The 13,407-nt window shown below is 56.4% G+C and carries 14 protein-coding genes, 2 tRNA genes and 1 rRNA gene; 12 read left to right on the top strand and 5 right to left on the bottom strand.

The features are described from left to right. From rrf to ACMWLG_RS20255, 3 genes are all read left to right on the top strand, one after another. Window positions 1-92, top strand: a 5S ribosomal RNA gene (gene rrf / locus ACMWLG_RS20265); the annotation flags it as partial. Window positions 93-147: 55 nt separating this feature from the next. Next, a tRNA-Asp gene (locus ACMWLG_RS20260) sits at window positions 148-224 on the top strand. 54 nt (window positions 225-278) lie between these two features. Further along, window positions 279-354 (top strand) — tRNA-Trp (locus ACMWLG_RS20255). 98 nt (window positions 355-452) lie between these two features. Here the strand turns inward: ACMWLG_RS20255 and hdfR are convergent. Beyond that, window positions 453-1,274 carry an HTH-type transcriptional regulator HdfR gene (gene hdfR, locus ACMWLG_RS20250; protein WP_045403902.1) on the bottom strand — a complete coding sequence of 274 codons (822 nt, stop codon included), beginning with the start codon at window positions 1,272-1,274 and terminating at the stop codon, window positions 453-455. Window positions 1,275-1,392: 118 nt separating this feature from the next. On the opposite strand from hdfR, the gene ACMWLG_RS20245 reads away from it, so the two are divergent. Then, window positions 1,393-1,731 (top strand): DUF413 domain-containing protein, encoded by a 339-nt coding sequence (locus ACMWLG_RS20245; RefSeq protein WP_023309658.1) that lies wholly within the window; start codon window positions 1,393-1,395, stop codon window positions 1,729-1,731. Between the two features lie 30 nt (window positions 1,732-1,761). On the opposite strand, the gene ACMWLG_RS20240 is transcribed toward ACMWLG_RS20245, so the two are convergent. Then, complete coding sequence (locus ACMWLG_RS20240; RefSeq protein ID WP_414763023.1) at window positions 1,762-3,282, bottom strand: YifB family Mg chelatase-like AAA ATPase; 1,521 nt, start codon at window positions 3,280-3,282, stop codon at window positions 1,762-1,764. A gap of 341 nt (window positions 3,283-3,623) precedes the next feature. On the opposite strand from ACMWLG_RS20240, the gene ilvL reads away from it, so the two are divergent. From ilvL to ilvA, 7 genes are all read left to right on the top strand, one after another. Beyond that, window positions 3,624-3,722, top strand: coding sequence for an ilv operon leader peptide (ilvL, locus tag ACMWLG_RS20235; protein WP_001311244.1), 99 nt, complete (start codon window positions 3,624-3,626; stop codon window positions 3,720-3,722). An 86-nt stretch (window positions 3,723-3,808) separates the two neighbouring features. Continuing rightward, entirely contained in the window at window positions 3,809-3,859 is a 51-nt protein-coding gene (ilvX, locus tag ACMWLG_RS20230) for a peptide IlvX (RefSeq protein ID WP_166792073.1), read from the top strand. Between the two features lie 2 nt (window positions 3,860-3,861). Continuing rightward, window positions 3,862-5,508 (top strand): acetolactate synthase 2 catalytic subunit, encoded by a 1,647-nt coding sequence (gene ilvG / locus ACMWLG_RS20225; RefSeq protein ID WP_045403897.1) that lies wholly within the window; start codon window positions 3,862-3,864, stop codon window positions 5,506-5,508. Next, complete coding sequence (gene ilvM, locus ACMWLG_RS20220; protein ID WP_024907956.1) at window positions 5,505-5,768, top strand: acetolactate synthase 2 small subunit; 264 nt, start codon at window positions 5,505-5,507, stop codon at window positions 5,766-5,768. The genes ilvG and ilvM overlap by 4 nt, the downstream gene beginning before the upstream one ends. An 18-nt stretch (window positions 5,769-5,786) precedes the next feature. Continuing rightward, the gene (ilvE, locus tag ACMWLG_RS20215; protein ID WP_023309654.1) at window positions 5,787-6,716 is read left to right on the top strand and encodes a branched-chain-amino-acid transaminase; all 930 of its coding nucleotides are present in this window, start codon (window positions 5,787-5,789) and stop codon (window positions 6,714-6,716) included. Between the two features lie 60 nt (window positions 6,717-6,776). Next, window positions 6,777-8,627 (top strand): dihydroxy-acid dehydratase, encoded by a 1,851-nt coding sequence (gene ilvD, locus ACMWLG_RS20210; RefSeq protein WP_045403894.1) that lies wholly within the window; start codon window positions 6,777-6,779, stop codon window positions 8,625-8,627. A 2-nt stretch (window positions 8,628-8,629) separates the two neighbouring features. Next, a complete protein-coding gene (gene ilvA / locus ACMWLG_RS20205) occupies window positions 8,630-10,174 on the top strand; it encodes a threonine ammonia-lyase, biosynthetic (protein ID WP_024907958.1) in 1,545 nt (514 codons plus the stop codon). Here the strand turns inward: ilvA and ilvY are convergent. Beyond that, entirely contained in the window at window positions 10,171-11,061 is an 891-nt protein-coding gene (gene ilvY, locus ACMWLG_RS20200) for an HTH-type transcriptional activator IlvY (RefSeq protein ID WP_045403892.1), read from the bottom strand. The two genes, ilvA and ilvY, sit on opposite strands and share 4 nt — an antisense overlap. Window positions 11,062-11,213: 152 nt before the next feature. On the opposite strand from ilvY, the gene ilvC reads away from it, so the two are divergent. Next, on the top strand, window positions 11,214-12,689 hold the full coding sequence (gene ilvC / locus ACMWLG_RS20195; protein ID WP_021242831.1) for a ketol-acid reductoisomerase: 1,476 nt from the start codon (window positions 11,214-11,216) through the stop codon (window positions 12,687-12,689). A 92-nt stretch (window positions 12,690-12,781) separates the two neighbouring features. On the opposite strand, the gene ppiC (ACMWLG_RS20190) is transcribed toward ilvC, so the two are convergent. After that, the gene (gene ppiC, locus ACMWLG_RS20190; RefSeq protein WP_023309650.1) at window positions 12,782-13,063 is read right to left on the bottom strand and encodes a peptidylprolyl isomerase PpiC; all 282 of its coding nucleotides are present in this window, start codon (window positions 13,061-13,063) and stop codon (window positions 12,782-12,784) included. A gap of 50 nt (window positions 13,064-13,113) precedes the next feature. Beyond that, window positions 13,114-13,395, bottom strand: a complete 282-nt coding sequence (gene ppiC / locus ACMWLG_RS20185; protein ID WP_045403890.1) for a peptidylprolyl isomerase PpiC — start codon at window positions 13,393-13,395, stop codon at window positions 13,114-13,116. Between the last annotated feature and the right edge of the window lie 12 nt (window positions 13,396-13,407).

Below are 13,407 nucleotides of genomic sequence, written 5' to 3'. Positions count from 1 at the left end.
CCACCTGACCCCATGCCGAACTCAGAAGTGAAACGCCGTAGCGCCGATGGTAGTGTGGGGTCTCCCCATGTGAGAGTAGGGAACTGCCAGGCATCAAATTAAGTAGTAAGCCGGTGCATAAATCCGGTGGTTACAGCAGTCTTCGGTGGAGCGGTAGTTCAGTCGGTTAGAATACCTGCCTGTCACGCAGGGGGTCGCGGGTTCGAGTCCCGTCCGTTCCGCCACTTATTAAGACATTAAGCCTGCCTTGTTGGCAGGCTTAATGGCAAAAAAACTTTAGGGGCGTAGCTCAGTTGGTAGAGCACCGGTCTCCAAAACCGGGTGTCGCGAGTTCGAGTCTCTCCGCCCCTGCCATATAGAATCCTTTGCTTCGGCAAAGGATTTTTTTTGCCTGAAACATTGCAGAAAACTCTCTTCTTAATTTTCAGCCAGCATCCCTGCTGGCTGATGCATCAATCCATTACATTGATTTTTAACAGATCTTTTATCTGTGATTGCTTATCACTGTTTTGCAGCCAAATTGCATACAGCGGCCTGGTAAGCGTGGTGGAATCCATCACGGTGTGCAGCCCTGGTTTAGTGTCTGCCCAGCGAACAGGTAACCAGGTACAACCTTTCAGCAGGGGCAGCTGCTGACAGGCGATCTCTGCCGAGCTGGTCGTTAACTGCGGAACATCATCAGGTGCAATCAGTCCCGTCTCGTGCTGCTGAAAATCCGGCCCCCATTCCAGGCGTAAATAGGTCAGGTCTGCCTTCATCATCGAAGGTTCAGACGCATAAAGTGCCAGGCCAAACTGGCCCACAATCTGGCTGCTAAATTCGTCCATCTTGGGGGCTTCGGTTGTGATCAGAAGATCAAGCTGGCGCTCATGAAGTTGCTTAACCAGCGACTGCCGTTGCGCAATCCTGGCTTCAAATTGCAGGTGGCCATGTGAATGATACAACCGGGTAAGCCACTGACTTAGCATGCATTCCCACAGAGAAGCGCTGGCTCCTATCGAGAACTCATTATGCCTCGAAGTATGTGCCACCTCTTTACGTGCCGCCTGCCAGGTATTCATGAGCGTTTCTGCGTACGGCAGCAGTTTCTCACCGGCAGGCGTTAAGCGAATATTGTTGCGATGGCGGGTAAAAAGATTCACACCCAGTTGATTTTCCAGCTGTCGAATACGAAAACTGACTGCTGACTGCGTCAGGTAAAGGGCTTCAGCTGCTCGCCCAAAGTGGCGTGTTCTGCTCACTTCAAGGAAAGTTTTAAGCAATTCCGTATCCACATCTTTCTCCGCAAAATTATTTGTCGTTATGATTTAAATGTTTTGTTTTACACTCTGTCAAGCGTAACTAATACTCCGCGCCATAAATAGCTCGGCCAAAGAATGAGGAGCGTGTAGGATGGCGGAAAGCTTTACGACGACTAATCGTTTTTTCGACAATAAACATTATCCGCGCGGGTTCTCTCGTCACGGCGATTTCACCATCAAAGAAGCTCAACTGCTTGAGCGCCATGGTTATGCCTTTAACGAGCTGGATCTGGGTAAGCGTGAACCTGCAACCGAAGACGAAAAACAGTTTGTTTCTGTTTGCCGTGGTGAGCGTGAGCCGGAGTCTGAAGCGGAACGCGTATGGATCAAGTACATGGCGCGCATTAAGCGTCCTAAGCGCTTCCATACGCTGTCTGGCGGTAAGCCGCAGATGGAAGGTGCAGAAGACTACACCGAGTCTGATGACTAAAATAAAGAGAAGGGGCTACGGCCCCTTTTTTTATGCCAGCAATTTCTGCAAATGCAGCAGCAAACGATCGATAGCGCGGTAGCTCAGCGCCTCCTGCAAATGTTTCCTCTCAATGTCAGTGCACCCCTCCACGTCAGCAATAGTTCTGGCCACCTTCAGCAAACGCTGCCACGCACGTATGGACAGTCCGAACCGCGTCAACGTCTCCTCCAGCCATCCCGCATCCTCAACGTTAAGAGAACAAAACTGCCGGATCCCGGCATTATCCAGCCGTGCATTCAGCCTGTTCTGACGAGCGTACTGCCGCGTCTGGGCTGCAATCACCCGTTCGCGTACCTCCGCTGAGCTTTCACCCGTTATGCCCGTTTGCCTGAGCAGACCCGGCGGGGGAAGGGGAATTTCGAGGGATAAATCGAAACGGTCGAGGAACGGGCCGGATAACTTACCCAGATAGCGCAATGTTTGCTCTGGTGTACAGCGGTTATGGTTTCCCTGGTAGTGACCCGTCGGGCTGGGATTCATCGCCGCGACCAGCTGAAACTGCGCGGGATAGCTTATTTTGGCTCGCGTGCGTGAGATATGTATCTCACCGGAATCAATGGGCTCCCTCAGGGCATCCAGCACTCGGCGCTCAAACTCAGGCAGCTCATCAAGAAACAGAATGCCATTGTGTGCCAGCGAGATCTCTCCAGGCCCCGGAATCGCCCCGCCACCGACCATTGCCGTCAGTGAAGCGCTATGATGCGGGGAACGAAAAGGACGACGGCGCCACTGTTTTTGCAACGACGTCGAACTGATAAGGCTATATATGGCGGCACTTTCCAGCGCTTCATGATTATTGAGCGGTGGAAGTAACCCACTCAACCTGCTTGCCAGCATGGTTTTACCCGTACCCGGCGGGCCAATTAACAGAAGATTGTGTCCACCTGCAGCCGTAATCTCCAGCGCCCGTTTCCCTTGCTCCTGCCCCATAATCTCGCTGAGATCCTCCGGTGCATCCGCTATAGCATCATCACACTCCTCCGGCTCGGACAGTTCATGACGCCCTTCCAGCCAGGCACAAACTTCCTGTAAATGCCCTGCGATGAGACACCCCTTCTCGGCGATAAGACTCACTTCTGATGCGTTTTCATTGGCGACAATGATTTGCCGTCCTGCTCGTATGGCTTCCAGCGCTCCCGATATCGCACCGGGAACGCCTCTTAACGCGCCTGTAAGCGCGAGTTCGCCAACGAACTCATACGAGCCTAGCCGTGTCGTATTAAGCTGCTCAGAAGCCGCGAGAAGGGCAATTGCGATAGGTAAATCGTATCGTCCCCCCTCTTTAGGCAGATCGGCGGGGGCAAGGTTGATGGTGATCTTCTTCGCGGGGAAGGTATAACCGCTATTTATTATTGCGCTGCGAACGCGATCCCTGGCCTCTTTAACCGTCGTTTCAGGTAACCCGACAAGAGTGAGTCCGGGTAGCCCATTGCTCAAATGAACCTCGACGGAAATAAGCGGTGCCTTTACCCCGAGAGCCGCACGCGTATAAACAACTGACAGTGACATTTGCACTACCTCCTGGTGTGACTATGCCAGCGCCGGTTTTGTCTGTTTAGCATCATTTTGCGAATTTACGCCGCTCATTCAGAGATTTTAAGCGCACACTGATACCCTTGCATAACCGTGGAAACCTCCTCGCAGAATGTAAAAAGCCCCGTTTTGACGGTAAGAACCGCAGTGAAAAAATGAGAAATATTCATTTTCTAATTTCCGTATATAAAACAACGGTTTTTAGAAATATGATTCGCTACCTAATCAAATTCGTCATAAATAAATCTTGTGTTTGATTTAAAAACTGTGATAACTCTTTAGGTATTCCTTCGAACAAGATGCAAAAAGAACTGAAAATGACAGCCCTTCTACGAGTGATTAGCCTGGTCGTGATTAGCGTGGTGGTGATTATTATCCCACCGTGCGGGGCTGCACTTGGACGAGGAAAGGCTTAGAAATCAAGCCTTAACGAACTAAGACCCCCGCACCGAAAGGTCCGGGGGTTTTTTTATGACTAAAAAACGTAAATGAGGAGCAGAGAATGACGACTAGCACAAAATTCTGTTTCTCCCGATTTATGACGGGGAACTAACTATGAATGGGGCACAGTGGGTAGTACATGCGTTGCGCGCGCAGGGAGTCGAAACCGTATTCGGTTATCCGGGTGGCGCAATTATGCCGATTTACGATGCACTGTATGACGGCGGCGTGGAACATCTCTTGTGCCGACACGAGCAGGGCGCAGCGATGGCAGCCATCGGTTATGCCCGCGCGACCGGTAAAACCGGCGTGTGTATGGCGACTTCAGGCCCGGGCGCGACGAACCTGATCACCGGCCTGGCTGACGCGCTGCTGGATTCCGTTCCCGTTGTCGCCATCACCGGGCAGGTGGCGTCTCCGTTCATCGGTACCGATGCTTTTCAGGAAGTCGACGTCCTCGGTTTATCGCTGGCCTGCACCAAACACAGCTTCCTCGTCCAGTCTCTGGAAGAGCTGCCGCGCGTAATGGCAGAAGCGTTCGACGTGGCAAACTCAGGTCGTCCTGGTCCGGTACTGGTCGATATCCCGAAAGATATCCAGGTGGCACTCGGCGATCTGGAACCGCACTTCTCTACCGTTGAAAGCGACGATGTCTTTCCGGAAGCGGAAGTTGAAGAGGCCCGTCAGATGCTGGCCCAGGCGAAACAGCCAATGCTGTACGTCGGCGGTGGCGTCGGCATGGCACAGGCCGTGCCTGCCCTGCGCGAATTTATCGCAACAACGCAGATGCCAGCGACCTGCACGTTGAAAGGTCTCGGTGCAGTCGACGCGGATTACCCCTACTATCTGGGCATGCTGGGGATGCACGGCACCAAAGCGGCAAACCTGGCGGTGCAGGAGTGCGATCTGCTCATCGCCGTAGGTGCCCGTTTTGACGACCGCGTCACCGGCAAGCTGAATACCTTTGCGCCGAACGCCAAAGTCATCCATATGGATATCGACCCGGCGGAAATGAACAAGCTGCGTCAGGCGCATGTCGCCTTGCAGGGCGATCTCAACGCGCTGTTACCGGCATTGCAGCAGCCGCTGGATATCAACGCATGGCGTCAGCACACCGCTGATATGCGCGCCGAGCATGCCTGGCGTTACGACCACCCCGGCGAGGCCATCTACGCGCCGCTGCTGTTGAAGCAGTTGTCCGACCGTAAACCGGCTGACAGCGTCGTCACCACCGACGTAGGCCAGCACCAGATGTGGTCCGCGCAGCACATGACCTACACCCGTCCGGAAAACTTCATCACCTCCAGCGGCTTGGGTACCATGGGCTTCGGTCTGCCGGCAGCCGTTGGCGCGCAGGTTGCTCGCCCGAACGATACCGTTATCTGTATCTCCGGTGACGGCTCCTTCATGATGAACGTTCAGGAGCTCGGCACCGTTAAGCGCAAGCAGTTACCGCTGAAGATCGTGTTGCTTGATAACCAGCGTTTAGGGATGGTTCGCCAGTGGCAACAGCTGTTCTTCCAGGAGCGTTACAGCGAAACGACGCTCACCGATAACCCCGATTTCCTCACCCTGGCCAGCGCCTTCGGCATCCCTGGTCAGCACATCACCCGTAAAGATCAGGTTGAAGCGGCGCTCGACACCATGCTGAACAGCGATGGGCCTTACCTGCTTCATGTCTCAATCGACGAACTCGAGAACGTCTGGCCGTTGGTACCGCCTGGTGCCAGTAACTCACAAATGATGGAGAAATTATCATGATGCAGCATCAGGTCGCCGTACAGGCTCGCTTCAACCCGGAAACCTTAGAACGCGTTTTGCGTGTGGTGCGTCATCGTGGTTTTCAGATTTGCTCTATGAATATGGAGACGGCCACTGACGCCCGGAATATCAGTATCGAATTAACCGTTGCCAGCCCGCGGTCGGTCGACTTACTGTTTAGTCAGTTATCAAAGCTGGTAGACGTTGCCCATGTTGCCATCTGCCAGAGCACAACCACATCACAACAAATCCGCGCTTAAGCGTGACAGGACGAAAAAATGACGACAAAAAAAGCTGATTACATTTGGTTCAACGGTGAGATGGTTCGCTGGGAGGACGCGAAGGTCCACGTGATGTCCCACGCGCTGCACTACGGTACCTCCGTATTTGAAGGCATCCGCTGCTACGATTCTCACAAAGGGCCAGTGGTGTTCCGCCATCGCGAACACATGCAGCGTCTGCATGACTCAGCCAAAATTTATCGTTTTCCGGTTTCACAAAGCGTTGATGAGCTGATGGAAGCCTGCCGCGACGTGATCCGTAAAAACAACCTGACCAGCGCCTATATCCGTCCGCTGGTCTTCGTGGGTGACGTCGGTATGGGCGTGAACCCGCCAGCCGGCTATACCACAGATGTGATCATTGCCGCGTTCCCGTGGGGTGCTTACCTGGGTGCAGAAGCCCTGGAGCAGGGGATCGACGCAATGGTCTCTTCCTGGAACCGCGTTGCGCCAAACACTATCCCGACCGCCGCGAAAGCAGGCGGGAACTATCTCTCCTCATTGCTGGTCGGTAGCGAAGCGCGCCGCCACGGCTATCAGGAAGGTATCGCCCTCGACGTAAATGGCTACATCTCTGAAGGTGCAGGTGAAAACCTGTTTGAAGTGAAAGACGGCATTTTGTTCACGCCGCCATTCACCTCGTCCGCGCTGCCGGGCATCACCCGCGACGCCATCATCAAGCTGGCGAAAGATCTGGGTATCGAAGTACGCGAGCAGGTACTGTCCCGCGAATCCCTGTATCTGGCAGATGAAGTGTTTATGTCCGGTACTGCGGCTGAAATCACGCCGGTACGCAGCGTGGACGGTATCCAGGTGGGCGAAGGCCGCTGCGGTCCGGTCACCAAACGTATTCAGCAAGCGTTCTTTGGCCTCTTCACCGGCGAAACAGAAGATAAATACGGCTGGTTGGATCAGGTTAATCACTAAGCATAAATTTGGGACGGCACGCACCGTCCCATTAAATAGTCAGACGGGAGTCAATAAAGCATGCCTAAGTATCGTTCAGCCACCACCACCCACGGCCGTAATATGGCGGGAGCCCGCGCGCTGTGGCGCGCCACCGGAATGACCGACGCCGATTTCGGCAAGCCGATTATCGCCGTGGTGAACTCCTTCACCCAGTTTGTACCGGGCCACGTGCACCTGCGCGATCTCGGTAAGCTGGTTGCCGAGCAAATCGAAGCCTCCGGCGGCGTGGCGAAAGAGTTCAACACCATTGCGGTGGATGACGGTATCGCGATGGGGCACGGGGGCATGCTCTATTCACTGCCGTCGCGCGAGCTGATCGCCGACTCCGTAGAGTACATGGTGAACGCCCACTGCGCCGATGCGATGGTCTGCATCTCCAACTGCGACAAAATCACCCCGGGGATGCTGATGGCCTCTCTGCGCCTGAACATTCCGGTGATCTTCGTCTCCGGCGGCCCGATGGAAGCGGGGAAAACCAAGCTCTCCGACAAAATCATCAAGCTCGACCTGGTTGATGCGATGATCCAGGGCGCGGACCCGAAAGTCTCTGACGAGCAGAGCGACCAGGTGGAACGCTCTGCGTGTCCGACCTGCGGCTCCTGTTCCGGTATGTTCACCGCCAACTCCATGAACTGCCTGACCGAAGCGCTGGGTCTTTCTCAGCCGGGCAACGGCTCGCTGCTGGCGACCCACGCCGACCGTAAGCAGCTGTTCCTCAACGCCGGTAAGCGCATCGTTGAGCTGACCAAACGCTACTACGAGCAGGACGACGCCAGCGCGCTGCCGCGCAACATCGCCAGCAAGGCCGCGTTTGAGAACGCGATGACGCTGGATATCGCCATGGGCGGCTCCACCAACACCGTTCTGCACCTGCTGGCCGCCGCGCAGGAAGCCGAAATCGACTTCACCATGAGCGACATCGACAAGCTCTCCCGCAAAGTCCCGCAGCTGTGTAAAGTCGCGCCGAGCACCCAGAAGTACCATATGGAAGACGTACACCGCGCGGGCGGCGTGCTGGGCATTCTCGGCGAGCTGGATCGCGCCGGGCTGCTGAACCGTGACGTGAAAAACGTGCTTGGCCTGACGCTGCCTGAGTCGCTGGACCAGTACGACGTCATGCTGACCAAAGACGACGCGGTGAAAAAGATGTTCCGCGCCGGTCCTGCCGGTATTCGTACCACCCAGGCGTTCTCGCAGGATTGTCGCTGGGATACGCTGGACGATGACCGCACCGAAGGCTGCATCCGCTCGCTGGAACATGCCTACAGCAAAGACGGCGGTCTGGCCGTGCTGTACGGTAACTTCGCGGAAAACGGCTGCATCGTGAAAACCGCAGGCGTGGACGACAGCATCCTGAAATTCACCGGTCCGGCGAAGGTATACGAAAGCCAGGATGAAGCGGTAGACGCGATTCTCGGCGGCAAAGTGGTGGAAGGCGACGTGGTTGTTATTCGCTACGAAGGACCGAAAGGCGGCCCGGGCATGCAGGAGATGCTCTACCCAACCACCTTCCTGAAATCTATGGGACTCGGTAAAGCGTGTGCGCTGATCACCGACGGACGTTTTTCCGGCGGCACCTCCGGCCTTTCTATCGGCCACGTTTCCCCTGAAGCGGCAAGCGGCGGCAACATCGCCATCATCGAAGACGGTGACCTGATCGAAATCGACATTCCGAATCGCGGCATTCAGCTGAAGCTGAGCGACCAGGAAATTGCGGCCCGTCGTGAAGCGCAGGAAGCCCGCGGCGATAAAGCCTGGACGCCGAAAGACCGCCAGCGTGAAGTCTCCTTCGCCCTGCGCGCCTATGCGAGCCTTGCCACCAGTGCAGATAAAGGCGCGGTGCGCGATAAATCTAAACTTGGGGGCTAATGATGGCCGAGTCACAACCCTTATCCGCCGCCCCTGAGGGGGCGGAATACCTGAGAGCGGTACTACGCGCGCCGGTCTATGAAGCCGTGCAGGTCACGCCCCTGCAGAAAATGGAAAAACTCTCTTCGCGCCTCGACAACGTCATTCTGGTGAAGCGCGAAGACCGCCAGCCGGTGCACAGCTTTAAGCTGCGCGGCGCCTACGCGATGATGGCCGGGCTGACCGACGAGCAAAAAGCGCGCGGCGTGATTACCGCGTCGGCGGGCAACCACGCCCAGGGCGTGGCGTTCTCGTCTGCTCGTCTGGGGCTGAAGGCGCTGATCGTGATGCCGGTTGCTACCGCAGATATCAAAGTCGACGCGGTGCGCGGTTTCGGCGGCGAAGTGCTGCTCCACGGCGCCAACTTTGACGAAGCCAAAGCCAAAGCGATTGAGCTGGCGCAGCAGCAGGGCTTTACCTGGGTGCCGCCGTTCGACCACCCGATGGTGATTGCCGGGCAGGGCACGCTGGCGCTGGAACTGCTGCAGCAGGATGCCCATCTCGACCGCGTCTTCGTTCCGGTTGGCGGCGGTGGCCTGGCCGCAGGCGTGGCGGTGCTGATCAAACAGCTGATGCCGCAGATCAAAGTCATCGCCGTTGAAGCGGAAGATTCTGCCTGCCTGAAGGCGGCGCTGGATGCGGGTCATCCGGTGGACCTGCCGCGCGTCGGGCTGTTTGCCGAGGGCGTGGCGGTGAAGCGCATTGGGGACGAAACCTTCCGCCTGTGCCAGGAATATCTCGACGATATCGTCACGGTTGATAGCGACGCCATCTGCGCGGCGATGAAGGATCTGTTCGAAGATGTGCGCGCGGTGGCGGAACCGTCAGGCGCGCTGGCGCTGGCGGGGATGAAAAAATACATCGCCCAGCACAACATTCGCGGCGAGCGTCTGGCGCACGTGCTGTCTGGTGCGAACGTGAACTTCCACGGTCTGCGCTACGTTTCCGAGCGCTGCGAGCTGGGTGAACAGCGTGAAGCGCTGCTGGCGGTGACGATTCCTGAAGAGAAGGGCAGCTTCCTGAAGTTCTGCCAGCTGCTGGGCGGCCGTTCGGTGACGGAATTTAACTACCGTTTTGCCGATGCCAAAGACGCCTGCATTTTTGTCGGCGTGCGTCTGAGCCGCGGCGTGGAGGAGCGCAAAGAGATCCTCAACCTGCTGCATGAGGGCGGCTACAGCGTGGTCGATCTCTCTGACGATGAGATGGCGAAGCTGCACGTGCGCTACATGGTCGGCGGGCGTCCATCAAAGCCGCTCAGGGAACGTCTGTTCAGCTTCGAGTTTCCGGAATCCCCGGGCGCGCTGCTCAAGTTCCTGCACACGCTGGGCACGCACTGGAATATTTCACTATTCCACTACCGCAGCCACGGCACCGACTACGGCCGCGTGCTGGCGGCGTTCGAACTGGGCGAGCACGAGCCGGATTTCGAAACGCGGCTGAACGAGCTGGGCTATGAGTGCCACGACGAAACCCATAACCCGGCGTTCAGGTTCTTCCTGGCGGGCTAGTGGTTCGGCAATATCTGCCAGAACGCATCAATAAGCGGCTCATGCAGCCGCTTTTTTTGTGCGCACACGCCAAGCTCAAACGGCGTCTTCTCGTCGCTGCGCTCCAGAATCATCACGCGATTGCGCACCGGTTCGGGGCTGTTTTCCAGCACTACTTCCGGCAGCAGCGCCACGCCGCAGCCGAGCGCCACCATCGACACCATCGCCTCGTGGCCGCTGACCGTGGCGTAAATCGACGGATTGCTGATTTTCTGACGGCGGAACCACAGCTCGATGCGGCGGCGCACCGGCCCCTGATCGGCCATGATAAAAGGTACCGTCGACCAGTCCGGTTTTTCCACCGACACCTGGTTACGCACCGGGCAGGGTAGCGCCGGGGCAATCAGCACCACCGCCAGATTCTCCAGCATCGAGAACGCTACCGCGCCCGGCAGGGTTTCGGGTTTTCCGGCGATGGCGAGATCCGCTTCGCCCGTCACCACTTTTTCCATTGCGTCGGAGGCGTCGCCGGTGGTGAGCTTAATTTCTACCGACGGATGTGCCGCGCGAAAGCGGTCAAGGATGGGCGGCAGATGGCTGTAGGCGGCGGTCACGGAGCAGAAAATATGCAGCTCACCGGAGAGTGACGGCCCCTGCTGGTCAATCGAGTGCCGCAGCTGCTGGTACTGCAACAGCGTCTGCTGGGCAAAATTGCGCAGCTCTTCACCCGCTTCCGTGAGGGTGACGGTGCGGTTATCACGCACGAACAGCGGCTGGCCGAGGTCTTCCTCAAGCCGCTGGATCTGGCGTGAAAGCGTGGAGGGGCTAACGTGCATCGCCCGGGCGCTGCGGCCAAAATGGCGGCTTTCCGCCAGGTGCAGGAACATTTTCAGATCGCGTAAATCCACCGATTCCACTCCCTCTTTTTACATTGCAAAAATTGCAACATGACGTTGTGAATATATCAATTTCCGCAATAAATTTCCTGTTGTAATGTGGGTACATTCTCGCTGAAACGCGAACCGAACAATAAGACACACAACATCACGAGGTATCACCCATGGCTAACTACTTTAATACACTGAACTTGCGCCAGCAGCTGGCGCAGCTGGGCAAATGCCGCTTCATGGCGCGCGATGAATTTGCCGATGGCGCGAGCTACCTTCAGGGTAAAAAAGTGGTCATCGTCGGCTGTGGCGCACAGGGTCTGAACCAGGGCCTGAACATGCGTGACTCCGGTCTGGATATCTCCTACGCTCTGCGCAAAGAAGCAATTGCCGAGAAGCGCGCTTCCTGGCGTAAAGCGACCGAAAACGGCTTCAAAGTGGGTACCTACGAAGAGCTGATCCCGCAGGCGGATCTGGTGGTTAACCTGACCCCGGACAAGCAGCACTCTGACGTTGTGCGTTCCGTACAGCCGCTGATGAAAGACGGCGCCGCGCTGGGTTACTCCCACGGCTTCAACATCGTTGAAGTGGGCGAGCAGATCCGTAAAGACATCACCGTGGTGATGGTGGCGCCGAAGTGTCCGGGTACCGAAGTACGTGAAGAGTACAAACGTGGCTTCGGCGTGCCGACCCTGATCGCGGTTCACCCGGAAAACGATCCGAAAGGCGAAGGTATGGCGATTGCCAAAGCATGGGCAGCGGCGACCGGCGGCCACCGTGCGGGCGTACTGGAATCGTCCTTCGTTGCCGAAGTGAAATCTGACCTGATGGGCGAGCAGACCATTCTGTGCGGCATGCTGCAGGCCGGTTCTCTGCTGTGCTTCGACAAGCTGGTGGAAGAAGGCACCGACCCGGCCTACGCGGAAAAACTGATCCAGTTCGGCTGGGAAACCATCACCGAAGCGCTGAAGCAGGGCGGTATTACGCTGATGATGGACCGTCTGTCCAACCCGGCAAAACTGCGTGCTTACGCGCTGTCTGAACAGCTGAAGACCATCATGGCGCCGCTGTTCCAGAAACATATGGACGACATCATCTCCGGCGAGTTCTCTTCCGGCATGATGGCAGACTGGGCGAACGATGATAAGAAACTGCTGACCTGGCGTGAAGAGACCGGTAAAACCGCGTTCGAAACCGCGCCACAGTATGAAGGTAAAATCGGCGAGCAGGAGTACTTCGATAAAGGCGTTCTGATGATCGCGATGGTGAAAGCAGGCGTTGAGCTGGCGTTCGAAACCATGGTGGATTCCGGTATCATCGAAGAGTCTGCGTACTACGAATCACTGCACGAGCTGCCGCTGATCGCGAACACCATCGCCCGTAAGCGTCTGTACGAAATGAACGTGGTGATCTCTGATACCGCAGAATACGGTAACTACCTGTTCTCTTACGCCTGCGTACCGCTGCTGAAAGAGTTTATGACCACTCTGCAGACGGGCGATCTGGGTAAAGCGATTGCGGAAGGTGCGGTGGATAACGCGCAGCTGCGTGATGTTAACGAAGCGATTCGCAGCCACCAGATCGAGAAAGTGGGCCACAAACTGCGTGGCTACATGACCGATATGAAGCGTATTGCGGTAGCGGGTTAACAACAGGGGCGGGCTGATGCCCTCACCCGCCCCTCTCCCACAGGGAGAGGGTGCAAACATTAAAGGCCTTCTCTTAGAGAAGGCCTTGTTGTTTATTTCCGATACAGTACTTTAATAATGTGATACCCGAACTGGGTATGCAGCGGGCCGGTTGGCTCCAGCACCGGGCAGGAGAACACCACTTTATCGAACGCCGGAACCATCTGGCCCTGACGGAACTCACCCAGATCGCCGCCGCGTTTGCCTGACGGACAGATAGAGTGCTTCTTCGCCAGCTTGCCGAAGTCGGCACCGTTTTTAATCTGCTCCAGAAGATCTAAAGCCAGTTTCTCTTCTTTAACGAGGATGTGCACTGCTGCTGCTGTTTTTGCCATGATCGTGCCTTGAATAGGTTGAAATAAATCGGGGCGCAATATATCACGCGTCAGCGGCGATATAGCACCTTAATGATATGGTAGCCAAATTTGGTTTTTACCGGGCCGTAGGGCTTCGGAAGCGGGCAGCTAAAGACCGCCCGATCGAACGGGCCGACCATCGCACCTTGTTGAAACTCGCCGAGATCCCCGCCATTGCGTCCGGACGGGCATTTAGAGTAACGCTTCGCCAGATGATCAAAGCTGATGCCGCGCTCCAGCTTGGCCAGGATCTCCTGAGCCAGTTTCTCTTCTTTTACCAGAATATGCAGGGCTGCTGCGGTCTTTTTCATGGTTCTGCTCTA

Source organism: Enterobacter sp. 01-M-02-SI-ECC (assembly GCF_047530595.1).
Lineage (GTDB): Bacteria > Pseudomonadota > Gammaproteobacteria > Enterobacterales > Enterobacteriaceae > Enterobacter > Enterobacter cloacae_M.
The sequence above is the reverse complement of the archived record's forward strand: the minus strand, read 5'-3'. Positions and strand labels throughout refer to the sequence as shown.